Annotated in this window: 27 protein-coding genes; 17 read left to right on the top strand and 10 right to left on the bottom strand. The window is 60.4% G+C overall.

The features are described from left to right. Positions 1 to 80: 80 nt before the first annotated feature. The gene (locus tag Q1K31_RS12545) at positions 81 to 1,463 is read left to right on the top strand and encodes an NAD-dependent succinate-semialdehyde dehydrogenase (protein ID WP_367187586.1); all 1,383 of its coding nucleotides are present in this window, start codon (positions 81 to 83) and stop codon (positions 1,461 to 1,463) included. Positions 1,464 to 1,528: 65 nt separating this feature from the next. On the opposite strand, the gene Q1K31_RS12540 is transcribed toward Q1K31_RS12545, so the two are convergent. Continuing rightward, complete coding sequence (locus tag Q1K31_RS12540) at positions 1,529 to 2,959, bottom strand: M23/M56 family metallopeptidase (RefSeq protein WP_300380042.1); 1,431 nt, start codon at positions 2,957 to 2,959, stop codon at positions 1,529 to 1,531. Beyond that, positions 2,956 to 3,357: a BlaI/MecI/CopY family transcriptional regulator gene (locus Q1K31_RS12535; protein ID WP_300380039.1), complete on the bottom strand. Its 402-nt coding sequence runs from the start codon at positions 3,355 to 3,357 to the stop codon at positions 2,956 to 2,958. The genes Q1K31_RS12540 and Q1K31_RS12535 overlap by 4 nt, the downstream gene beginning before the upstream one ends. 205 nt (positions 3,358 to 3,562) lie before the next feature. On the opposite strand from Q1K31_RS12535, the gene Q1K31_RS12530 reads away from it, so the two are divergent. The 10 genes from Q1K31_RS12530 (at position 3,563) to Q1K31_RS12485 (ending at position 11,748) form a co-directional block, all read left to right on the top strand. Next, on the top strand, positions 3,563 to 4,258 hold the full coding sequence (locus tag Q1K31_RS12530; RefSeq protein WP_300380036.1) for a 50S ribosomal protein L25/general stress protein Ctc: 696 nt from the start codon (positions 3,563 to 3,565) through the stop codon (positions 4,256 to 4,258). Between the two features lie 77 nt (positions 4,259 to 4,335). After that, positions 4,336 to 4,956, top strand: a complete 621-nt coding sequence (gene pth, locus Q1K31_RS12525) for an aminoacyl-tRNA hydrolase (RefSeq protein WP_300380034.1) — start codon at positions 4,336 to 4,338, stop codon at positions 4,954 to 4,956. A gap of 79 nt (positions 4,957 to 5,035) precedes the next feature. Then, positions 5,036 to 6,133, top strand: a complete 1,098-nt coding sequence (gene ychF, locus Q1K31_RS12520) for a redox-regulated ATPase YchF (protein ID WP_300380031.1) — start codon at positions 5,036 to 5,038, stop codon at positions 6,131 to 6,133. A gap of 147 nt (positions 6,134 to 6,280) precedes the next feature. Then, positions 6,281 to 6,772, top strand: coding sequence for a flavodoxin family protein (locus Q1K31_RS12515; protein WP_300380027.1), 492 nt, complete (start codon positions 6,281 to 6,283; stop codon positions 6,770 to 6,772). A 74-nt stretch (positions 6,773 to 6,846) separates the two neighbouring features. Further along, positions 6,847 to 8,205, top strand: coding sequence for a DNA recombination protein RmuC (rmuC, locus tag Q1K31_RS12510; RefSeq protein WP_300380024.1), 1,359 nt, complete (start codon positions 6,847 to 6,849; stop codon positions 8,203 to 8,205). Between the two features lie 66 nt (positions 8,206 to 8,271). Continuing rightward, a complete protein-coding gene (gene def / locus Q1K31_RS12505; protein ID WP_300380022.1) occupies positions 8,272 to 8,817 on the top strand; it encodes a peptide deformylase in 546 nt (181 codons plus the stop codon). Between the two features lie 186 nt (positions 8,818 to 9,003). Next, positions 9,004 to 9,957 (top strand): methionyl-tRNA formyltransferase, encoded by a 954-nt coding sequence (gene fmt, locus Q1K31_RS12500; RefSeq protein WP_300380020.1) that lies wholly within the window; start codon positions 9,004 to 9,006, stop codon positions 9,955 to 9,957. After that, on the top strand, positions 9,954 to 10,451 hold the full coding sequence (locus Q1K31_RS12495) for a GNAT family N-acetyltransferase (RefSeq protein ID WP_300380017.1): 498 nt from the start codon (positions 9,954 to 9,956) through the stop codon (positions 10,449 to 10,451). Before fmt ends, Q1K31_RS12495 begins: the two co-directional genes overlap by 4 nt. Further along, positions 10,448 to 11,209: a tRNA pseudouridine(38-40) synthase TruA gene (gene truA / locus Q1K31_RS12490; RefSeq protein WP_300380015.1), complete on the top strand. Its 762-nt coding sequence runs from the start codon at positions 10,448 to 10,450 to the stop codon at positions 11,207 to 11,209. Before Q1K31_RS12495 ends, truA begins: the two co-directional genes overlap by 4 nt. Further along, positions 11,197 to 11,748 carry an AAA family ATPase gene (locus Q1K31_RS12485; RefSeq protein ID WP_300380012.1) on the top strand — a complete coding sequence of 184 codons (552 nt, stop codon included), beginning with the start codon at positions 11,197 to 11,199 and terminating at the stop codon, positions 11,746 to 11,748. The genes truA and Q1K31_RS12485 overlap by 13 nt, the downstream gene beginning before the upstream one ends. Positions 11,749 to 11,755: 7 nt before the next feature. Here Q1K31_RS12485 and Q1K31_RS12480 read toward each other — a convergent pair whose 3' ends face one another. After that, a complete protein-coding gene (locus Q1K31_RS12480; protein ID WP_300380009.1) occupies positions 11,756 to 12,256 on the bottom strand; it encodes a GNAT family N-acetyltransferase in 501 nt (166 codons plus the stop codon). Further along, complete coding sequence (locus tag Q1K31_RS12475; protein ID WP_300380006.1) at positions 12,253 to 12,672, bottom strand: helix-turn-helix domain-containing protein; 420 nt, start codon at positions 12,670 to 12,672, stop codon at positions 12,253 to 12,255. The genes Q1K31_RS12480 and Q1K31_RS12475 overlap by 4 nt, the downstream gene beginning before the upstream one ends. A 77-nt stretch (positions 12,673 to 12,749) precedes the next feature. Between Q1K31_RS12475 and Q1K31_RS12470 the strand changes: the two genes are divergently transcribed. Continuing rightward, a complete protein-coding gene (locus Q1K31_RS12470) occupies positions 12,750 to 13,592 on the top strand; it encodes a class I SAM-dependent methyltransferase (RefSeq protein ID WP_300380004.1) in 843 nt (280 codons plus the stop codon). Beyond that, on the top strand, positions 13,589 to 14,089 hold the full coding sequence (locus Q1K31_RS12465) for a DUF2938 domain-containing protein (protein WP_300380002.1): 501 nt from the start codon (positions 13,589 to 13,591) through the stop codon (positions 14,087 to 14,089). Before Q1K31_RS12470 ends, Q1K31_RS12465 begins: the two co-directional genes overlap by 4 nt. A 15-nt stretch (positions 14,090 to 14,104) precedes the next feature. Here the strand turns inward: Q1K31_RS12465 and Q1K31_RS12460 are convergent, their stop codons facing one another. Next, positions 14,105 to 14,599 (bottom strand): CinA family protein, encoded by a 495-nt coding sequence (locus tag Q1K31_RS12460; RefSeq protein ID WP_300379999.1) that lies wholly within the window; start codon positions 14,597 to 14,599, stop codon positions 14,105 to 14,107. Between the two features lie 9 nt (positions 14,600 to 14,608). After that, positions 14,609 to 15,052: a hypothetical protein gene (locus Q1K31_RS12455; protein ID WP_300379996.1), complete on the bottom strand. Its 444-nt coding sequence runs from the start codon at positions 15,050 to 15,052 to the stop codon at positions 14,609 to 14,611. 141 nt (positions 15,053 to 15,193) lie between these two features. Here Q1K31_RS12455 and Q1K31_RS12450 point away from each other — a divergent pair, with 141 nt between their 5' ends. Beyond that, on the top strand, positions 15,194 to 15,661 hold the full coding sequence (locus Q1K31_RS12450; RefSeq protein WP_300379993.1) for a MaoC family dehydratase: 468 nt from the start codon (positions 15,194 to 15,196) through the stop codon (positions 15,659 to 15,661). Positions 15,662 to 15,750: 89 nt separating this feature from the next. After that, positions 15,751 to 16,761: a sodium:calcium antiporter gene (locus Q1K31_RS12445; protein ID WP_367187585.1), complete on the top strand. Its 1,011-nt coding sequence runs from the start codon at positions 15,751 to 15,753 to the stop codon at positions 16,759 to 16,761. A gap of 10 nt (positions 16,762 to 16,771) precedes the next feature. On the opposite strand, the gene Q1K31_RS12440 is transcribed toward Q1K31_RS12445, so the two are convergent. Further along, positions 16,772 to 17,740: a helix-turn-helix domain-containing protein gene (locus tag Q1K31_RS12440; RefSeq protein ID WP_300379990.1), complete on the bottom strand. Its 969-nt coding sequence runs from the start codon at positions 17,738 to 17,740 to the stop codon at positions 16,772 to 16,774. Between the two features lie 122 nt (positions 17,741 to 17,862). Between Q1K31_RS12440 and Q1K31_RS12435 the strand changes: the two genes are divergently transcribed. Beyond that, positions 17,863 to 18,474, top strand: coding sequence for a hypothetical protein (locus Q1K31_RS12435; RefSeq protein ID WP_300379987.1), 612 nt, complete (start codon positions 17,863 to 17,865; stop codon positions 18,472 to 18,474). Positions 18,475 to 18,651: 177 nt separating this feature from the next. Further along, positions 18,652 to 19,836: a potassium/proton antiporter gene (locus Q1K31_RS12430; RefSeq protein WP_300379985.1), complete on the top strand. Its 1,185-nt coding sequence runs from the start codon at positions 18,652 to 18,654 to the stop codon at positions 19,834 to 19,836. A 13-nt stretch (positions 19,837 to 19,849) separates the two neighbouring features. Here Q1K31_RS12430 and Q1K31_RS12425 read toward each other — a convergent pair whose 3' ends face one another. The 3 genes from Q1K31_RS12425 to dapD all read right to left on the bottom strand — a co-directional run bounded on the left by Q1K31_RS12425 (position 19,850) and on the right by dapD (position 22,361). Then, a complete protein-coding gene (locus Q1K31_RS12425) occupies positions 19,850 to 20,287 on the bottom strand; it encodes a hypothetical protein (RefSeq protein WP_300379983.1) in 438 nt (145 codons plus the stop codon). A gap of 47 nt (positions 20,288 to 20,334) precedes the next feature. Continuing rightward, positions 20,335 to 21,444 (bottom strand): hypothetical protein, encoded by a 1,110-nt coding sequence (locus Q1K31_RS12420; RefSeq protein ID WP_300379980.1) that lies wholly within the window; start codon positions 21,442 to 21,444, stop codon positions 20,335 to 20,337. Positions 21,445 to 21,533: 89 nt separating this feature from the next. Then, positions 21,534 to 22,361, bottom strand: coding sequence for a 2,3,4,5-tetrahydropyridine-2,6-dicarboxylate N-succinyltransferase (gene dapD, locus Q1K31_RS12415; RefSeq protein ID WP_300379978.1), 828 nt, complete (start codon positions 22,359 to 22,361; stop codon positions 21,534 to 21,536). Positions 22,362 to 22,368 lie beyond the last annotated feature (7 nt).

The following is a 22,368-nucleotide window of genomic DNA, read 5'->3' as shown; positions in this document are numbered from 1 at the left end:
ACATGCAGGCCCTCTAACTGGTTGTGTGAGTAGATTTACCCGCAACCGGAAAGGGCCAAGAAATGGCTGACTCCATGAAATTGAGCGACACGCTCACAACGATCAATCCTGCAACAGGCGAGGAGATCGAACGCTATCCCTTCATGAGCGACGATGAAGTTGAGACGGCCATTCAGGGCTGTCACGACGCGTTTCTCAAGTGGCGCCATGAAAGCCCGGAAAAACGCGCAGACACGATCCGCAAGGTCGGCAAGGCCCTACGCGACAACAAGGATGAACTGGCTGACCTGATGACCCGCGAAATGGGAAAGCTGGTCAAACAGGGCAAGCAGGAAGTCGATCTTTGCGCAGGTATCTGCGACTGGACTGCAGATAATGGCCCTGAAGAGCTGAAGGCAGAGCAGCGTGAGCTGCCAAACGGTGGGCGTGGTCTCGTCACATACGCCCCAATCGGCGTGATCTATGGCATCCAGCCCTGGAACTTCCCGACCTATCAGGTCATCCGCTATACCATCGCCAATCTGATGGCGGGCAATGGCGTCCTGCTGAAACATGCGGAGTCAGTCACCGGGTCCGGCCTGATGATCGAAAAAATCATGAAAGAGGCCGGATTGCCGGAAAACCTCTTCACGGTGCTGCGGATCAATCACGACCAGTCCGATAGTGTCATCGCCCATAAAAACGTACGCGGCGTGACGCTTACAGGCAGTGCTGCAGCCGGCCAGATCATCGCGAAGAAGGCAGGCGAAAATCTCAAGAAGACCGTTCTCGAACTTGGCTCGAACGATGCCTTTATCGTTCTGGACGATGCCGATATCGACAAGGCCGTCAGCCAGTGCGTCATGGGCCGCGTCTATAACAATGGCGAGACCTGTGTTGCCGCCAAACGGTTCATCGTGGTCGACGCCATCTATGACAAGTTCCGGGACGCCTTCGTCGACGCCATGAAGGCCATCAAGCATGGCGACCCAACAGGTGATGACGCAGACATCGGCCCCATGGCCCGGGAGGACCTGCGTGACGACCTGCATGAACAGGTCGAGCAAAGTGTGAAGAAGGGCGCGAAGGTGCTCTGCGGCGGTGAGAAGCCCGACCAGAAAGGCTGGTGGTATCCGGCCACCGTTCTGGATGAGGTCAAGCCTGGCCAGCCAGCCTATGATGATGAGCTGTTCGGCCCGGTTGCTTCACTCATCCGTGCAAAGGATGCAGATGACGCCATGCGTATCGCCAATGACTCACGCTTTGGCCTCGGCGGCGGCCTCTTCAGCGAGGATACCGCGAAAGCCATTGAGCTGGCCGACAAGTATTTCGATACCGGCATGGTGTTCATCAATGGCTTCGGCCTGGCCCAGCCGAACATGCCCTTTGGCGGGGTGAAGGATTCCGGTTATGGCCGCGAGCATGGCGGCTTCGGCATGAAGGAATTCGTGAACATCAAGGCCATCAACATCATGTCTGAATAGACTGAAAAGCACATACGCCGCAGGTCCTGCCAGCCTGCGGCGTATGTCTTCGCTGGATCAGACTATCAACCTGCCGCGTAGAGGACCAGCCCCTCGGTTGTCTGCGGGTCCTGCGGAGCAAGGGCGGTCTTGCCTGTCTTGCTGTCGACACCGGGTTTCCAGTGCTCAAGATGCAGGTGTGGGCCGGTGGCCCGGCCCGATGCGCCGACCTTGCCAATAACCGTTCCAGTCGAAACTTCATCACCAGCAGTCACCAGCCGCTTGCTGAGCTGGGAAAACCGCATCCGTGTGCCATCCTCGTAGGCGATTTCGATGGTTTCGCCATACCCTTTCTTGAAATCCGAGAAGATCACTGTGCCGCAGCCCGGCGTGTGTACCGGCGTGCCCATCGGCGCCTTGATATCTGTGCCCTTGTGCAGGCGCACCTTTCCATTGAGCGGATCGGAGCGTTTGCCGAAAGTACTCGACACTTTCGCTTCGCCGCTCATCAGAATGGCATGCCCGAACATTGCACGCCCTTCGCCCTTGTCTGCGGTTTCGGCCTGTTTGACTTCGGCCAGGGCAAGTGGCGTCAGTGCCAGGGCAGCTAGGCTTGCACCAAGTGCAGCCAGGGGCCGGCTCCGGGCCGGGCGGACTTCAAGAAGACGGTCGAGACGCATGGGTAGGCTCCTTTTGCGGGGAAGAATGAAGGCCGCCACAGGCAAGGCCCGCTGTGGTGTCGCGATACGCGCGGCCTGGGCAAGGGTGCGGGCATAGGCGATCCGGTCGCCACTCAGTGTGGAAGCGATTTCGTCGCACACCGCCTCCCGCCAGAAATCGAGTTCCCGGCGCATCATCCAGGCGAATGGTGAGAACCAGAATATGTCGGCTATCATCCGCTCCATCGGGCGCGTTATGAGATCGCCACGCTTCAGGTGAACACATTCATGGATCACGATGCGGCGCAGGTCGCCCGGGGCCTCAAGTCCTTCCGGGACATAGACAGCCCGCCCGGCAATACCGGCGATAAAGGGCGATCCATCAGGGATAAGCCGCACAGGAGGGACCCGCTCGAGGCCCAGTTGCGTCAGGGGAAAGGCGTCGATATTGCGCCAGTGGACCATCGAGCGGGATTTCAGTCGCTGCAGGCGAAGCTGACCGCACAGCCCCATCGCAAGACGATAGAGCCAGCCAGCCGCCAGAAGGGCCAGCAAAGCCGGGCCCGTCCAGGCCCACTCAGGCCCGGAGACAGCAGATTGGAGTGTGACTGTTGCACTGGTCACCGCACCGGCAGCCGGTTCAACATATGGAATATCGGGCAATGCCGCCGGCATCTGTTGCGGCATGAGGCTGACAGCCGCCATGACCAGAAGCGGAAACACAGCCAGCAGGCCTGCGCCACGCCAGACCAGCTGGGCAAAGCGGGCCGGTACACGCCCATGCGTGACAAGGCTCGCCGTCCCGGCCAGAAAACCGGTCCACAGCAGGATGAAAACGACGAACCATGCGGGGGTCATGTCTTGTCTCCTTGTCTTGATGCGTTGCTGTCTTCGGCAGCGTTAATGATCGCATCGAGTTCATCGAGCTCGGCTTCTGAGAGGTGCGGACTGTCGGCGAACAGTGCGGCGGGCAGCGGTCCTTTCAGGTCGAGCACCTGACGGGTGAGCTGACGGACCAGCCCGCCCAGCGTCTCGACCCGGTCCAGAACAGCGACGTAGAAAGCCGCGGCTTCTGCCGACTCCCCGTCGCGCTTGACCCAGCCCTTCGTCTCCATCCGGTTGATGACCGTGCGCGTCGTGGAAAGCTGCCAGCTCTGTTCCTGGCCAATGGCTTCATGTATTTCCCTTGCTGTCCGGCGCCCTGCCGACCAGAGATATTTCAGGATGACCAGTTCCGATGCGTTCGGCTTCGACATGTCTGCATGACCCTTTCGCAAGTTACAACTGTAACCTGCTACAGGTGTAGCGCGCCTGTCAAGCCTGTTTCAGCGAAGCGGTTGCGCGTATCCCCCTCTTCGTGTAATGCCCACCGCTTCGAAAGGGCGGCGCAAGGCCGTTCCTGTCAGGCTGTCACTGACCGGCAAGAGACCGGCGGCGGACTTCAGGGCGAAAGGAAAGACAATGGCTGACAAGATCAATTTCAACGCAGAACTGCGTGAGCGTACCGGCAAGGGCGGCGCACGCGAGGCACGCCGCAATGACATGGTTCCAGCAGTGCTCTATGGCGGCGGTGGCGACCCCGTTACTCTTAACCTGAAAAAGAACGAAGTGATCCGCGCAATCAATTCCGGCCACTTCCTGACCTCAACAGCCGACCTGACCCATAACGGCAAGAAGCAGCTCGTTATCCCGCAGGCGATCCAGATGCACCCGGTCACCGACATGCCGCTGCACGTCGACCTGTACCGCGTCAAGGCCAGCCAGATCATTTCCGTCGAAGTGCCGGTTCACTTCGAGAACGAAGAAGAATCTCCGGGCATCAAACGCGGTGGCACGGTCAACGTCGTGCGCCACGCTGTCGAGCTCCACGTGCGTGCAGACGGCATTCCGGAATACCTGACCGCCGACCTCACCGGGCTTGATATCGGCGACAACGTCAAGATCTCCGACATCACACTGCCGGAAGGTGCCGAGCCGACCATCACGGACCGTGACTTCACGATCGCCTCTATCGTTGGCGGCATTACAGCCGAGGATGAAGAGGGCGACGAGGAAGAGACAGACGCCGAAGATGTCGAAGCCATCAACCAGTCCGATGAAGAGGACGGTGAAGGCGAAGGCGAGTCCGAAGAAGGCGACGAAGAATCCAAGGACTAGTTTCCAGGATCCTGGGCTGGCTGAAAGGCCAGCCCGCCTCACCCGGACCAGAGGACGACACAAGCACGGAGCCTGTGATGCATATCCTTGCAGGACAGGGCAATCCGGGGCCGAAATATGCCGGGAACCGGCACAATCTCGGCTTCATGGTGCTTGACCGTATCGCAAGTGACCATGGCTTCGGCCCATGGAAGTCGCGCTTCCAGAGCGAAGCGTCCGAGGGCACGATCCAGACGGCCAATGGCCCGGTCAAACTGCTCCTCCTGAAGCCCCAGACCTTCTACAATGAAAGCGGACGTGCGGCGGGCGAAGCAGCGCGCTTCTTCAAGTTGCCGGCAGACGCCGTCACCGTCTTCCATGATGAGATCGACCTTGCTCCGGGCCGCCTGCGCGTGAAGCGCGGGGGCGGGCACTCGGGCAATAATGGCATCCGCTCGATGCTCTCTCATCTTGGACCGGAGGTACGCCGTATCCGGCTTGGCGTCGGCCATCCGGGCGACAAGTCCCGGGTCATGCCATACGTGCTGTCAGACTTTTCAAAAGCCGACAGGGAATGGGTCGATGCGCTGATGGATGCCTGTTCGCGAGCCCTGCCCTACCTGTTTGAAGGCAGTGATGAACGGTTCCAGACAGAAGTCCTGCGGCTGGCGCCAGCACCAAAGTCAGATCCGCGCAAGGGCGCGTCCGGGAACAGCTGATACCGATTAAACACCCTGCCACGGCAGGCAAAATGCGCTATGCGCTCTCACGCGCGGATGCGGACAGAGGAGAAGACAGATGGGATTCAAGTGCGGCATCGTTGGCCTGCCGAATGTCGGCAAATCCACCCTGTTCAATGCGCTGACCCAGACAGCGGCAGCCCAGGCAGCGAACTATCCTTTCTGCACGATCGAACCGAATGTCGGCGAGGTCGCCGTACCCGAACCACGCCTCGACAAGCTGGCCGACATCGCCAAGTCAAAGGAGATCATCCCCGCCCGGATGAACTTTGTCGACATTGCCGGGCTTGTGGAAGGTGCTTCCAAGGGCGAGGGCCTCGGCAACCAGTTCCTCGCCAATATACGCGAGACCGATGCAATCATCTATGTGCTACGCTGCTTCGAGGACGATGACATCTCCCACGTCGCCGGGCGCGTCGACCCGATCGCCGACCTCGATATCGTCGAGACCGAGCTGATGATCGCGGACATGGAAAGCCTCGAAAAGCGCCGCGTCACATTGGAGAAGAAAGCCAAGACCGGCGAGAAGGAGGCCAAGGCCACGCTCGCTCTTGTGGATCTGGCCCTGGCCGAACTCAATGAAGGCCGCCCGGCCCGCACCGCCGATGTGCCGCCAGACGAGGTTAAGGCCTGGAACATGCTCCAGCTGCTCACGGCCAAGCCAGTCCTGCTGGTCGCCAATGTCGATGAGGATAGCGCGGCGACAGGCAACCAGTATTCCGAAAAAGTGCTTGAGCGCGCCGCGAAGGAAGGCGCGCAGGCCGTTGTCATCTCTGCCCAGATCGAAGCCGAAATGGCTATTCTGGCCGCTGACGAGCGTGCCGAATTCCTTGAGATGCAGGGCCTTGAAGAGCCTGGCCTCAACCGTCTCATCCATGCCGGCTATGACCTGCTGGGCCTGCAGACCTATTTCACCGTGGGGCCGAAAGAGTCCCGTGCCTGGACGATCCGCAAGGGCTGGACCGCCCCGCAGGCCGCCGGGGTCATCCATGGCGACTTCGAAAAGGGCTTCATCCGCGCAGAGACCATTGCCTATGATGATTTTGTCGCCCTCGGCGGCGAAGCGGCCGCGAAAGACGCCGGCAAGATGCGCCAGGAAGGCAAGGAATATATCGTCAAGGAAGGCGACGTGCTGCACTTCCGGTTTAATGTGTAGGGCTGCCCCTGATTGCGTCATCCCGGACGCGGAACGCGATCCGGGACCCAGGGCGGGGTTGTTGAGACAGGTCCCGGACAGCGCCTGCGGCGCTTCCGGGATGACGAAAATGTTGGCCCTGCTTTTAAAACCACTACACTCACCCGGATGGCCAAGCTCCTCATCGTCTATTTTTCCCGCACGGGCGGGGCCGAACAGATGGCGAAAGCCGCCTATGAGGCTGCGCGCTCCGAGGAAGACACCGAAACCATCCTGAAATGGGCAGAAGACGCCGGGCCTGACGACCTGCTGAACGCCGATGGCTACATCTTTTGCGCGCCGGAAAACCTCGCTGCGATTGCCGGTGGCATGAAGGAATTCTTCGACCGCTCCTATTATGCCGTTCTGGGAAAGATCGAAGGGCGCCCTTACGCCCAGATGGTCTGCGCGGGCTCTGATGGCCAGAACGCAATGAAACAGACCGCACGCATTGCAACAGGCTGGCGGCTGAAGATGGCGCAGGAAGGTTTCATCGTCTGCACCCACGCCCAGGGCAAGGACGAAATCCTCGGGGACAAGACAATATCCGATGACGACCTCGCCAGGTGCCGCGAACTCGGTGAGGCGATGGCCGCCGGACTGGCCATGGGGGTCTTCTAGCGCGCTGGACGTTGATAATTGTTCCTGATACGTTCCGTCGCGTCGCAGCCTCCGAATCGTAGCAGGATAGCTTCATGGACCCGATCATCACCATAGGCTCGCTCGGCCTCGACCTCGTACACGTCATCCTCGCTGCGGCAGGCATCGCGCTCGCCGTCGGCCTCTTCTGGCTGCCATCACGGCTGAAGCACCGGCTTCAGAACGCCGAGCGCGAGCTTGATCATGCCGGGGACGACCTCGCCGAGCTGCGGACCGAACGCGATGACCTTCGCCAGCAGCTGAAGAGCCAGCAGGCCGTCGCCGAACAGGCACGGGTCGATCTCGCCCGTCAGGAAGCACGGAGCGAGGAGGACGAGAAGAAGTTCGCAGACCTCGCCCAGGGTGTTATGCGCCGGGCGAATACCCAGTTCCTCGAGCTTGCCGAGGAGCATTTCAAACGTCACAAGGAAGGCGCGCAGACCAACCTCAAGGAGTTGATGACCCCGATTACGAAGAACCTTGAGGAGTTTTCCAAGAAGGTCTCCGAGATCGAGAAGGTTCGCGCCGACGACAAATCGGTGCTCCAGGAACAGGTGAAAGCGATTGGCGAAAGCCTGAAGATGCACACCAACGAGACCAATAAGCTTGTCTCCGCCCTGTCGGCCCCGCGCGGTGGCGGACGCTGGGGCGAGACAACGCTGCGCAATGTCATGGAGCATGCTGGCCTTTCGGCCCATTGCGACTTTTCCGAACAGGTCCATGACGAGACAGAAAGCGGCCGCCAGCGTCCCGATGTCGTCATCAAGCTGCCCGGCGGGCGCGAGATCGTGGTCGATTCAAAAGTCTCGCTGGAAGACTATCTCAAAGCCCTCGACGAGAGCGATCCGGCCCGGCGTGACGCCTATATGCGCGCCCACGGCAAGAAGGTCCGCGAACATATCAAGACGCTCGGCTCGAAGGACTATCAGGGCGCGTTCTCATCCCGCGTCGACTTTGTCGCCCTCTTCATTCCCGGCGAGAGTTTCTATGTCGCCGCGCTCGAGCATGAGCCGGACCTGTTCGACTTCGCCGCTGCCCGGCAGGTCATCGTCGTTACACCCTCCACCCTGCTCGCGCTCGCCAAAGCCGTCGCCTATGGCTGGCGCCAGGAACAGGCAACCGAGAATGCCCGCCAGGCCGCCGAACTCGGCCGTGAACTTTATTCCCGCCTCACCACACTTGGAGGCCATGTCGAGAAGGTCGGCAAGTCGCTTAACGGCGCGGTGGACGCCTATAACAAGATGGGCTCAAGCCTCACCTCCCGCGTCCTGCCCGCCGCACGCAAATTTGAGGAGTTGCAGATCGCCCCGCCGGAAAAATCCGTGCCCGAGATCGAAACCATCGAAAAACGCGCCACGCTGCCAGACCGGACGGGCGAACTGGCCTTTGATGATGCTGACGCAGACCCCCAGTAGTGACTGTGCGGTATAGCACAGCGCCTAAGCGTTGATTTTCGCCCCGCCCCACCTTATTTTCCGCGTATGGCTATTCGCGAAATTCTCACCGTCCCGGACCCGCGTCTGAAGGAAGTCTCCAAGCCCGTCGAGGGCGGCGTCACCGATGAGCTCCGCACGCTCATGGATGACATGCTGGAGACCATGTATGACGCCCCCGGCATTGGCCTCGCCGCCATCCAGGTGGGCGAGCCGCTGCGCGTCATCGTCATGGACCTTGCCGGCCCGGATGAAGAGCCGCAACCGCGCTATTTCGTGAATCCGGAAATCCTGCCTCTGACTGAGGACAAAGCCCCCTACGAGGAAGGCTGCCTGTCGGTGCCGGACGTGTTCGACGAGGTCGACCGCCCGACCCGCTGCCGCGTGAAATATCTAGATTATGACGGCAATGAGCGCGACGAGGTCGCCGAGGGCATGTTTGCCGTCTGCATCCAGCACGAGATGGACCATCTCGAGGGCATTCTCTTCATCGACCACCTCTCGCGCCTGAAACGCCAGCGCGCGGTCGACAAGGTGAAGAAGGCAACCCGCTTGCTGCGCAGCCGCGCCAAGTCAAAGGCCAGTGCGGCGTAGCGCGTCATCAGACGGTTCCTCGCCAAAGCCTGGGTCCGTTGGACCGTCGCCATTGTTATTGCAGTGTTCATCGCCCTTATCGTCGGCGATTATGGCCGTATGGACTGGGGCGCGCCGCACGGCCTGAGATGGTAGAGGTCAGCCTTCCATCTTGCACATTCGCCCCGCCGCGATAGACCCGCTTTCATGACTAAGCCCTTGCGCATCGCCTTCATGGGAAGCCCGGATTTTTCCGTGCCGGTGCTCGCCGCACTGGTTGAGGCCGGTCATGAGATCGCCTGTGTGTATTCCCAGCCGCCACGGCCTTCAGGGCGCGGCAAGAATCTGAAGCCCACACCGGTTCATGCCTGGTCAGAGGAACAGGGCTTCGAGGTGCGCACACCGAACTCTCTCAAACCCGCAGAGGAAAAGGCCGCCTTCGCCGCGCTCGAGCTTGATGCGGCTGTCGTCGTTGCCTATGGCCTGATCCTGCCAAAAATCGTGCTCGATGCTCCGCGTCTTGGCTGCCTGAACATGCACGCCTCGCTGCTCCCCCGCTGGCGCGGTGCCGCCCCCATCCAGCGCGCGATCATGGCGGGCGACGAGGTAACGGGCGTAGAGGCCATGATGATGGAGGAAGGGCTCGATACCGGCCCGGTGCTCGCGACTGAAAAAACTGCCATCACGCGCAACGACACCGCCGGAAGCCTGCATGACCGGCTGGCTGACCTTGCATCCAGTCTTGCCACGCGTGCCCTTGCAGGGCTTGCCGATGGCACGCTTACACCTGTCGCACAGGCCGAAACCGGGCTCACCTACGCCTCCAAGCTTACCGCCGCAGACCAGCGCATAGACTGGACACGCGCAGCGCATGAAGTTGACTGCCAGATACGCGGCCTCTCGCCCTTCCCCGGCGCCTGGTTCCACTGGTGCCCAAGCCCGGAGGGTGAGCCTGTCCGCGTAAAGACATTGATGAGCGAGCTTTCAGACACCCCCCATAAGGCTGAACCGGGCACGGTGCTTGACGATGCCCTTCTTGTGGCTTGCGGCGATGGCAGGGCCGTGCGCCTCACAAAGCTCCAGAAACCGGGATCTCGTGCCATGTCGGCAGATGATTTCCTGCGTGGCAACAAGATCGGCAAAGGCACTGTGTTCGAATGAGCAAATCCGCCATCAGACACGCCCGGCCAGAAGACATGGAGGCCATAGCCACGCTCAACATAGCCGCTTTCGGAGGCCCCGACGAGGCAGGCATTGTGCGGCAACTGGCGGATGACGGGAAGAGTCTGGTATCCTTGGTTGCGCTTGAGGATGAAGAGATCGTCGGCCACATTCAGTTCTTTCCCGTCCTTGTCGACGGGCGCGACATCGCCGCAGGCCTCGGCCCCATGTCCGTGGCGCCGGACCGGCAGCGCAAAGGCATTGGCCGCAAGCTGATCATCGCGGGCATGCCCCTGATGGAGCGTGAAGGCCGCGGCCTCGTCTTCGTTCTGGGACATACCGACTATTACCCTTATTTCGGCTTTTCCCCGCAGGTGGCTGAACGCTATGAAGCGCCCTGGTCCGGCCCGGCCTTCATGGGCATCGAACTCCGCCTGGATACCCCGCGTACCGGCAAGCTCACCTACCCCAAAGCCTTTACACAGACTGCATGACCCAGCGTATCCGCCTTCTCGTCGAGTATGATGGCCGTCCCTTTGCCGGATGGCAGCGCCAGGACGACCAGCCAACCGTCCAGGGAGCACTGGAAGCTGCCTGCGCGGTGCTTGATGGCGGGCCTGTCCTTGTCCAGGGGGCCGGGCGCACCGATGCTGGCGTTCATGCTACAGGTCAGGTGGCCCATATCGAACTGCAGAAGCCGCGGCCCATTCGCAAGATTGCCGACGCCCTGAACGCGCATCTGCGCCCCACGCCCGTGGCCGTACTGCGGGCCGAAGAGGCTCCGGCAGATTTTCATGCCCGCTTCTCCGCCACGGGCCGGGCCTACCGATACGTTATTTTCAATCGCCGGGCCGACCTGACACTGGAGCGCGGGCGGGCCTGGCGCATCTCGCAGCATCTCGATGTCAATGCCATGCAGGCCGGGGCGCACCACCTGATCGGCGAGCATGACTTCTCGACTTTCCGCGACACGGAGTGCCAAGCGGCAAGCCCCGTAAAGACACTCGATACGCTATACGTCCAGCGCTTTGCTGATCGTGTGGAAATCACGACAACGGCGCGCAGCTTCCTGCACCGGCAGGTCCGCTCCATCGTCGGCAGTCTTGTCGAGGTTGGACGCGGCGCAAAACCGGAAGGCTGGATCGCGGAAATACTGGAGGCCTGCGAAAGAACACGCTGCGGGCCTGTGGCCCCGCCGGACGGGCTCTACCTCGAACATGTCATGTATGAGGATCATCCGTGGGGAGACTGACCGACCGGCGGCGTATCGTGATCTCCGGCTGCTCTTCAGGCGGTAAGTCCACGCTGCTGGAAGAGCTTGGCCGGCGCGGGCATCACACCATGGAGGAACCCGGGCGCAATATCGTCCGTGAAGCCCTTGCGACAGGCTCTGATGCCCTGCCCTGGGTCAATGCTGAAAGCTTTGTCAGCCGCGCGATCGAATATGCAAATGCCAGCCTGAATAGCGTTCAGCATATCGACGGCCCTGTCTTCTTCGACCGTTCCGCCATAGACGCGCTTGCCCATTTCGAACGTCTCTCAATCCGCGCCCCCGACGCGCTAAAAGCACTGGGAGAAGGGTGCCTCTATTCCAGCCCCGTCTTCTTCGCACCGCCCTGGCCGGACCTCTACCAGCAGGATGATGAACGCCCCCTTCCCTACGAAGAAGCCGTGCGTGAGTATGGCTGGTTACGACTGGCCTATCCCGCGCGGGGGTATGCGCTCATTGACCTGCCGAAAGCGAGCGTCGCGGAACGCGCTGACTTCATGCTGCGGACACTGGGGTTGTAGGACGAGATCACCGCGCCACTGGCGATGGTGCCAGCCGCTTCTCCATCGCCCAGTTATGGATCGCCACGCCATCCACCTCGATGTCGCGCCGGTAACGCACTTCAAACCCCATTCGTGCGAAAACCGGTTTCGCCGCTTCGCTTGCCTCGGTAAAAAGCCGTCTGAGGGTCTGCCGTCTCGCTTCCATCTCGGTCGCCCGTACCAGTGCCGTGGCATAGCCCTGCCGCGCAAACGCCGGATCGCAATACAGCATGTCGATATGACCGTCCGGCTCCATGTCTGAAAAGGCAACCACCTTTTCCGTCCCGTCTACAGCGATGAAGGTCGCCCGCCCATCGGAATACATCGCGTCCAGCCTCTCGGCGTTCACGCGCGGGCCGCTCCAGGCAGAGACCTGCTCTTCTGAGTAGTGTTGAGGGCCGATCGCGCTGACAGCCTGACGAAAGATCTCCTCAAGCCGCACCGCATCCGTTTGCCGGTAACTGCGGATACGCAAAGGCGACGTCATCGAAACGGCCTTGCAGGTGTCCGGATTGCCCCGGAAGCGGCTGCACGCACGATACGCCGGAATGTCGGGCACTCCATATGGCTCGGTGCAGGACAGGCGGCAGCATGACGTAAGCCATCACGCATGGCGCTCAATTCACTGATCCGCTGGTCGAGCTCATCAGCCTTGGTGGAGAGCTTCTCCCTGTCGATCTGTGCTTGTCCGTCAGGCCCGAACATCTGTGCGATCTCGTCAAGCGAGAAACCAGCGGCGCGTCCAAGTGCAACAAGCGCGAGACGCTCCGTCACGTCCGGCTCGAACATCCGTTTCAGTCCTCTGCGTCCAACAGAGGCGATCAGCCCTTTCTCTTCATAATAGCGCAGGGTTGAGGCCGGCACGCCGGTGCGTCTGGCAACTTCCGATATATCCAGAGTCATCGCGCTTGACCTCAAGTCGGCTTGAAGTGGCAGACTGCGTCGACTTCACACTTGGCACAAGCAAAAAGGCCCCTTCCATGAGCCACGAAGACGAAATCAGAACACAGCAACACGCCCTCTGGAACGGCATCAGCGGACAGGCATGGGTCGACACCCAGGCGCTCATGGACGAGATGCTTGCCGGGTTCGAGACACACCTGACCGGTCAGGTCAAAACGATCGCGCCTAGGGCACTGCTGGATGTCGGCTGCGGCACTGGCGCAACCACACTCGCCGCCAGCCAGGCCATGCCAGATGGTCACTGCACGGGGGTCGACATCTCCGCCCCCATGATCGCGCTTGCCCGCCAGAGGGCCGAGGCCGAAAAGGTGACAGCAGATTTCATCGTCGCCGATGCGGGCACCCGCACATTCCGGGAAAACCAGTTCGACATGATCATCTCCCGTTTCGGGGTAATGTTCTTTGCAGACCCGGTAGCCGCTTTCGACAATCTGCGCCGGGCCGCAAGGCCGGGTGCCCACTTGCACCTTCTGGCATGGCGTGCCCCGGAAGAGACCCCGTTCATGACACTGGCCAGGCGTACAGCTGCGCCACTCCTGCCGGGCCTGCCTACACCCGATCCGGACGCCCCCGGCCAGTTTGCTTTCGCGGACGCTGACAAGGTCACCGGCATACTCCGGGCAGCCGGATGGCAGGCTATCGGGATAAGCCCACTCGACATGGACTGCGCTTTCCCAGCCGGCGCACTGGAAACATTCCTGACCCGCCTCGGCCCACTGGGGCAGGTTCTGCCGGAGCTTGAAGCTTCAAAGCGCACTCAGCTCATCAAGGCGCTTCTTGATGCTTTTCACACCTATGTTCAGGATGGCGAGGTTCGATTCACCGCGGCCTGCTGGCAAATCAGCGCGGTGAACGCATGAGCGTGGCCCTCGATTTCAGCCTGGCGGCCATGGTGACCGGCCTTATCGCCACCCTGCTCATGGATATCTGGACCTTTGCTCGCAAATACCTGATGGCGTCACCCTCTCTGGACTATGCCATGGTCGGACGGTGGATTGCTCACATGCGGCATGGCCGCTTTCGTCATGTCTCTATCGCCGAAGCCCCACCTATGCAGGGGGAGCGTATCGTCGGCTGGGTGTCACATTACGTCATAGGTATCGTCTTCGCAGGTCTGCTCCTGGCGGTTTGTGGAACAGGATGGATCGCACGCCCAACCCTCCTGCCAGCACTGCTTGTCGGCACGGCGACACTCGCGGCTCCATTCTTCCTGATGCAGCCCTGCATGGGGGCGGGAGTCGCAGCCAGCCGGACACATGCCCCCTGTCACGCGCGTCTGCGCAGCCTTGTGACACATATGATCTTTGGTGTGGGCCTGTACGCTGGAGGCTGGCTCACTCACATGCTGCTTTACTGAAGATATACGACGCGCTCAGCTCAGCACATTGTGCAGGAGTTGCAGTGCGTCGAAGGCAAACCGGCGCATGTTTTCCACGCGGTCGTCCAGCCCTGTTTCGAGTGTACGGGAAACTTCCAGTGGACCGTTCAGGTCTTCGCCCGACAGCGCGACACATGTATGGCCTGCCGCATCCCCGTAGCCATTCCCCCCCGGCCCTGAAGCGCCCGTTTCGCAAAGCCCCCAGCTGGCCTCCAGACGTGAGCGGACGGTCCGCGCCATCAGTCTGGCATAAGGCTCGGTCGACGAACGCATGCCCTCGATGTCAGCGCGCCCAAGCCCCATCAGGCCACGAAAGGCGTGCGGCGTGTAGATGATCCCCGCCCCGCGGTAAAAGGCCGATGCGCCGGCCTGCGCCAGCAGCGCAGCCGAGATCAGCCCGCCAGAGGAGGATTCCGAAATCGCGACCGTCTCGCCGCGCGCTTTCAGCCGCTCACCAATTTCGGCGGCAAGAGGGAGCAGGGTTTCCATGGCCTCAGCTTAACCCTTGCATGACTGGATCGCGTCGCGATGTGCGGCGCTGAGCGGATCCGATACATCCATCCGCCCGGCCATTCCGCCCTGGCCTTCCAGAACGGTATCAAAAGTCACCCGCCAGCGGTCCTCAACCGGTGCAGCCGGGTTTGTTTCGTCGAGGAAATACCGCGCGAGCGCGGCGTAGGTTTTCACATTCGTATCGGATGCCCGCAGCGTTTCTGTCGCACAATCGCAGACATCACCTGAATCGCCCTGACTTATGCAAAGCCTGGTAATCGGATCACTGGCCGGCGTCCCGGTGGATGATGGTTCATCGGTCTCTGCGGGTGGCGCCTCAGCTTCCGTTTCCGTAGCTGGCTGTGTGGGCTCACCTTCAGATGGCTCCCCGGAGCAGGCAGCCAGTATCACGCCAGCCGCAAATGCACTCACCAAACCGGTCTTCATCATCGCGTCCTTTTTTCGTATTCCAGCCAGAAGCCTAGCAGCCAAATCCGCAAACTCAACAATACATGCCGCACCGTCAGGGTTTGCGTCCCGGAGCGAGTGCCCCGATCTATGGCGAAATTCCACTCAGCAAGGATCGCCCGCATGAAATACTATGAGGACATGGTCGTCGGGACAGTCACACACTCTCCGCGAGCCTATAAGGTTACGCGCGAGGAAGTGATCGACTTCGCCAGCAAGTATGACCCGCAACCTTTCCACCTCGACGATGAGGCCGCCGCCAACACATTTTTTGGCCGGCTTTCTGCATCGGGCTGGCATACGGCGGCGATGACGATGCGGCTCATGGTAGAGGGAATGCAGGACAAGGAGCCAACCGCCGGGCTTGGCTCCCCTGGCATTGACGAACTCAAATGGCACAAACCAGTCTATCCGGGCGACGAACTCCGTGTGGAAACGACGCTCGTCTCCAAACGCCGCATGAAATCACGCCCCGATATGGGCCTTACAAAATCACAGCAGAAGGTCTTCAACCAGGATGACGAATTGGTGCTGAGCATGATCGGTAACGGCCTCATCAGGGTCCGCGATCCAGAGGCTGACACCGAATAATTTTCGCTGCAGCTGTGCGCTGGAACCATTGGACAGGGCGGGCATTGGATTTCTGACGTCCGGTTTCGCAGCACAAAGAGGACCCGCCCATTTCAATCCAGATCGCCATCATCCTGTTTGTCACCGCTGCAGCGGTGGTGGCGCTTGCCGGTGTGCGTATCACCAACCTCGCCGACAGGCTGGCCGACCGCACGGGTCTGGGCGAAGCTGTTTTCGGCGGCATCCTGCTCGGTGCGGCCACTTCGCTGTCAGGTATCGTCACATCCTTGACTGCCGCCACTGACGGGCTGGCTTCCCTGGCGGTTTCCAACGCAATTGGCGGGATCGCCGCGCAGACCACTTTTCTCGTCATCGCCGACCTGATTTACCAGCGCGTCAATCTCGAGCACGCTGCTGCTGACGCCAATAACATGCTGATGGCGGCCTTGCTGATGTTACTTGTCAGCCTGCCGCTGGCGGCTGCCTACGCCCCGGAAGTTGCCTTTTTCGGGATCCACCCCGTCTCGGTCTTGCTGTTTGTTGTCTACCTGTTCGGGACGCGCGCCGCCGTCCTGCTCAAGGACCGCCCCATGTGGCACCCCCAGAGAACTGTCGATACGCGGCCGGACGAACCGGATGACGCCGCCGCGAACCGGCGTTCACTGACCTACATGATCGTCTTTTTCGTCCTGCTCAGCCTCGTGCTGGCTGCTTGTGGCTTCGCCATTGCCCGGGCGGGTGCTGTAATCTCCGAAAGTCTCGGCATATCGCAAACCGTTGTCGGCGCCCTGATGACGGCGGTGGCAACCTCGCTTCCGGAACTGGTGACAACCCTGGCGGCTGTGCGCCGCGGCGCACTCCAGCTTGCGGTTGGCGGCATTATCGGCGGGAATACTTTCGATGTGCTCTTCCTGTCGCTATCGGACGCCGCCTATCGGGACGGCTCGATCTATCACGCGATGACAGAAGCTGACGGCCTGATGATGGTCGGCGCCATCGTGATTACCGCCATCCTGCTCATGGGCCTCATCCTGCGCGAACGCCGCGGCATCGGTTTTGAGGGTCTTGCCATCCTGGCCACCTATTTCGGCCTTGTAGCAATCCAGGTCAGTATCGGATGAAGCAGCCCCGTTAACGCTGAATGACACCCTCGAAACGTTTGCGGTAGGTGTGCGGTGGAACGCCTGCAATCTCGCGAAAAGCCGTCCTGAACGTTTCGACCGAACCAAATCCAGACTGGTCTGAAACATCAGCAACATCAAGACAGGTTTTCTCCAGAAGGCCCATCGCCCGAAAGATACGCTCACGTCTCAGCCACTTAAGCGGTGTTGTACCCGTGCCCTCCCGGAAGCGGCGCAGGAATGTTCGCTCACTCATACCTGCGAATGCTGCCATTTCAGAAATTTCGAGCGGGCGGTCCAGCTGTTCGCGCGCCCAGTCCAGAACGCCTGCAACTGACTTGCCCGTACGCTCCTGATAGGGCGCCTCGATATATTGCGACTGTCCGCCATCCCTGTGTGGTGGGGTGATAAGACTGCGTGCGACCTTGTTTGCCACCGCCGAACCGTAATCCTGGCGGATCACATGCAGGCTCGCATCGATCGCCGCACTACTGCCCGCCGAGGTCACAATATTCCTGTCCTCGACATAAAGTACGTCCTCGACGACATCGATGTCTGGAAACGCCTCCCGCAGGAGCGGTATATGCCGCCAGTGTGTCGTGGCCCTGTGCCCGCCAAGCAAGCCGGCATGCGCCAGAACGAACGCGCCCGTACAATAGGACACGATGCGCTTGCCTGCGTCATGCGCCGCAAGCAAGCCAGCCAGCAGGTCAGGTGTGGGCGTTTCATGAACATCCCGCCAGGCCGGGATGATCACCGTGTCGGCCTCTGCAATGATTTCATAGTCGTGGCTTGCCGACAGAGAGAGCCCACCAATCGAGCGCACGGGACTGCCCGGACCGGCCACCCTGAATTCATACCAGCCGCTTTCCAGTTCAGGCCGATTCCAGCCGAATATCTCGGCAGCAATACCAAATTCAAACGGCCAGAGCTGATCATAAGTAATGGCGACCACTTGGTGTGGGGCTATTTGGGCCATCTGTTTTATCCTGCTTCCAGTTTGGCAAAATTCGACCATTTGTTGTCATTATCGCCAATTCCACAGCGCCTTTCAATCCCCCAGCTTTCATGTCCAGCCTCTGGAAATGAAAGGAAACCAGCATGAAAACCCGCACCAAGAGCGTCGCAGCACGCAAGCACCAGCGCCGGTGGCCAGCTGTCCTGCTCACGGCCCCGTTTATCGCCGCCGCCCTGCACGCGACAGCCAATCCACGCACGCTCTCTTCCGGGCTGAGTGATGCCGTGCAGTGTCAGATGTATGCCCAGCGCGCGGATACACCGCCTCGCAAAGCCATCGGAACCTGCTCAATGGCACTGGAGCGCGGTGCTCTAGATAAAGAAACAAGAGTGGCAACACACGCGAACCGCGCCCTGATCTACAGGCGGCATGGCAGGCTTGAGCTTGCGGCTGCCGATTGCAGGGCGGTTTTCGAACAGGGCCTTTCCATCCCGGCTGCGGCGGTTACCTGTTCGGCCGTGTTCATACAGGCCGGACAACCTGCCGAGGCAATAGAGCTGCTCTACGGTTCTGATCTACCATCCGCGGAAGAACGGCATAAACACTATCACAACCTCGCACTCGCTCATCACGACCTCGGTCAGTACGATCAAGCTTACCATTACCTGCAGAAAACGCTGGCAGCGAAACCGGACTTCCAGCCCGCTATCGCCCTGAAAAGGAACTACACACCCGTCACCCCGTCAGCAAAGTAGAAGTGTGTGGAATTTCTGTCACTCTTCTGGAAACTGTACGGAACTTATCTTCCATAGCCTGAGCTGTTGACTATATCAGCAGACAGATACTTACAGCAAAGACGGTTCCGACCTTCCCTTGGCAACAGGCGCAGACACACTGTGGCACCTGTTGTGGCCTTATGAAATCATCAGAGAATGTACCAGGCTCTATTCCTGATCAGTATACTTGTTCTTGTCAGTCTCGCCTTCTTTCCGTTGGCGAGGCGCTCGGGCACGCCCATGCTCCTGGTTGTTCTTGCTGTCGGGATGCTGGCCGGTGAGGATGGCCCGGGCGGCGTTGCCTTCTCTGATTTCGAACTGGCCTATAATGCGGGCAGTGTGGCGCTGGCCCTCATCCTTTTCGCAGGCGGTCTGGAAACAGGCCGCGATGTCCTGCGCCGGGCAGGCCTGCCTGCCATCGTTCTGGCCCTGCCCGGTGTCCTGATCACGGCAGGGATCGTCGGCGTGGCAGCGCATTTCCTGCTCGGCCTGCCCCTGCTTCTCGCCCTCCTCCTCGGTGCCGTCGTTGCCCCGACTGATGCAGCGGCAACCTTCATGCTGATCCAGCACGGCAAGCTCAACATACCCGACCGGACCCGAAGCACACTGCTGCTCGAGTCCGGCTTCAATGACCCGGCTGGTATCTGCCTGACCATCATCCTGACGGCTTTGATTGGTGCGCCAACAGCCGCAGACCCGGCGATGTGGGCAGAGTATGGCTGGCTGGTCGCCGCACAGATCGTCTTCGGCATTGCGGGCGGTATCGTGGGCGGGCGCCTTCTTTCAGCCCTGATGAACCGGCTGACCATGCCGACAGGGACATATCCTGTTCTCGCCATTGCCGGGGCCCTGGTCATCTTCGCCGGTATTACCCTCATCGGCGGATCAGGATTCCTCGCTGTCTACATTGCCGGTATCGCGCTCAGGAACCGTCTGAAAGGCCCACTCGAACCCGTCGCCAATTTCAGTGAGGGCATGCAGTGGCTGAGCCAGTTACTCCTCTTCCTTCTGCTGGGCTTTCTCGTCACGCCGAGCGAGCTGCCGGACGAGATCATCGGCGCCTTGATCTGTGCGGGCCTGCTGACCTTTGTTGCGCGCCCGGTCGCCGTCTGGCTCGGTCTCGCCCCGTTTGGGTACAGGCCAAAGGAACTCACCTTCCTCAGCTGGGTCGGCCTACGCGGTGCCGTACCCATCCTGCTGTCGATCTATCCCGTGGTTTCTCCCGGCCCTGTCACGCATGAATTTTTCAATGTGGTCTTCATCATCGTGGTGTCGTCCCTGATCGTTCAGGGATTCACGGCCGGGGCACTCGGCCGCCTGCTCAAGCTCCAGCCGGACTGACGGTTCACCTGCCTCAAGCCACCCGCGTCAGCGAGAAGTCTCCGTCATCGCCCTCGCACCCGCATTCCACAGGGTCGATACACGGCATGTGCCAGCGGCCCTCATAACGCTTGCCTTTTGCGCTCGCCGTGCCGGAACACTGGAAGGATGCGCCCCGCAAGTCTCCTTCGAGCATGTTGAGATCAAGCCGGACATCGGTCTCGCTCAGCTCACCCTCGACATCGGCATCGAAGCCCGGCCCGCCCTGCTCGCCCATATAATAGACGACCATGGTCTGCCCGCTGAACTGCTGGCCCAGCCGCACGAAATCGGCCATCGCCTTCATCGTGACTTCCCGGCCCGAGGATTTGAGTATCATCTCCAGCCGGATCTCCCACCGCCCGCCTTCTTCCGGCACGGTCTCCCCGATCTTCGCGAGGGCAGAGGGTTTGGTGAGGGTGTTGGTGATCATGGTGGCCTGTCTAAACAAGCACGTAGCTTGCGTCACGCCAAAACCACCTACTCCACACGTTCTCTATCGTACGCGACAATTGGCTCAATGGAAAAGCGACTCGCGCAGACGTTTCTTACTTCGCCGTCTTCAATTGTGCGAAGCGTGCGCTGTAGTGGCCCGGTACCCTTGACTACGCGTGGCTTGCCATCCGCTGGTACTTTGCCAACACCAGTGCGCTCGAACCAGATCTTACCATCTGACACTCTCAAATAGGTCTGGCGGTAACAGCTATAGCCAGAGGCAAAAGGCCCCTCAAATTGATCTGCCTGCGCCTCGCGCACCAATTCGCGTATCTTGTCATCTGCAAATTCGGTAAACGATCCGGGGGCGAGGACATCGAAGTATGTGTTTGGACAGAGACCGGTTCCGGAACTAAAATTCACCTTGACGAGCCGCTCTGCCTTGCCATCCCCATCAATGTCCAGATCGGCATGACCTTTCAGGTAATGGTCGTTCGGGCGAGAGCTATTGGAATAATTGTAGAGCGCTTCCCGGCTTTCCTCCGGCATCGGCCGATCCACCTCAATAAGATTACTCTCATTCTCGGAAATTGACCGGCACCAAGGAGAGGCGAACTCTTCATGAATGCGGTTTTCGAAGGCGCACATCATGGACTCCCGGTCGACGATGCTGGTCATGAACACACCAGTCGTCCAGCCACGCCTGTAAGGACTGTAGTCGGCATAGGCACGCACAGCGGCAAGGCCGCCCTCCACAGGTAGAAGACCGGCTGTGCGAGACCATCGATCAAAATCCTCATAGAGTCCCGGGTCCGTGTAATAGGTTTCAGCCTTGTCAAAACTGACCGGGTCGCCGGGCACACCGCAACGCGAATACTCCCCGGTGTCCTCGTCCCTGCAATCGCGCTCCTGCCCAATTCTCCGATAGCCTTCGGCGTCAGGAATATTTTCAAACGCAGAGCTGACGAGAAATTTCTTCACGAAGGGTGCAGAGTTTCGTTCAGCTACCCGGCGTGTATCGAGACGCGAATTCTCCTTATAGGCCGCATCCGCGATGCGCTGACAGAAACTGGCCGGTTTCTTTTGAGCAGCTGCCGTTCTTGTTATGCCCCAAAGGTTTAGAGCTAACAGCAAAAGGCATATAGAACGTAGCATGATGAACCTCCATTAAGAGGTATCATTTCAGCCATAGGTTTCGACAATATTGCGGCAGCAAACGAAATCATGCACTAGAATGTGCGGCCTCAAGGCCGCAGCAGCTCGTTGACGCCGACCTTGCTGCGCGTGCGTTCGTCTACGGTCTTGATGATCACCGCACAATAAAGGCTCGGCCCGCCCTTCGGGTCCGGCAGGGAGCCGGGCACGATCACGGAATAGGCCGGGACCTCGCCCATCACGACCTCGCCAGTCTCGCGGTAGACGATCTTGGTCGACTGGCTGAGGAAGGTTCCCATGGCAAGCACCGCGCCCTCGCGCACGATGACACCCTCGGCGACTTCAGCGCGTGCGCCGATGAAGCAGTTGTCCTCGATGATGGTCGGGTTGGCCTGAAGCGGCTCCAGCACGCCGCCGATGCCGGCGCCCCCGGAGAGGTGCACGCCCTTGCCGATCTGTGCGCACGAGCCGACGGTGGCCCATGTATCGACCATCGTGCCTTCATCGACATAGGCACCGATGTTCACGAAGCTCGGCATCAGCACGACGCTGGAGGCAATATAGCTGCCACGCCGCGCCACCGCATTCGGCACCGCGCGAAGGCCGGACGCGGCGAAATCTTCCGCGCTCCAGCCCTCGAACTTGGACGGGACCTTGTCCCACCAGGTCGAGCCACCCGGCCCGCCCTTGATCGGCCCATTCGGGTTGAGGCGGAAAGAGAGCAGCACGGCCTTCTTGAGCCACTGGTTCACGACCCAGTCGCCGTCAGCCCCCTTCTCGGCGACGCGTGCCTTGCCGGAATCCAGCATGCTGAGCGCTTCATCGACACTGTCACGGATTTCGCCTTTCGTTTCGCCGGATACATTGGCGCGATCTTCCCAGGCCTGGTCGATGATGTTTGCAAGGTTCGCGGTCATGGCGCGC

This window comes from Henriciella sp. (genome assembly GCF_029936995.1).
In the GTDB taxonomy this organism is placed as follows: domain Bacteria; phylum Pseudomonadota; class Alphaproteobacteria; order Caulobacterales; family Hyphomonadaceae; genus Henriciella.
The sequence above is the reverse complement of the archived record's forward strand: the minus strand, read 5'-3'. Positions and strand labels throughout refer to the sequence as shown.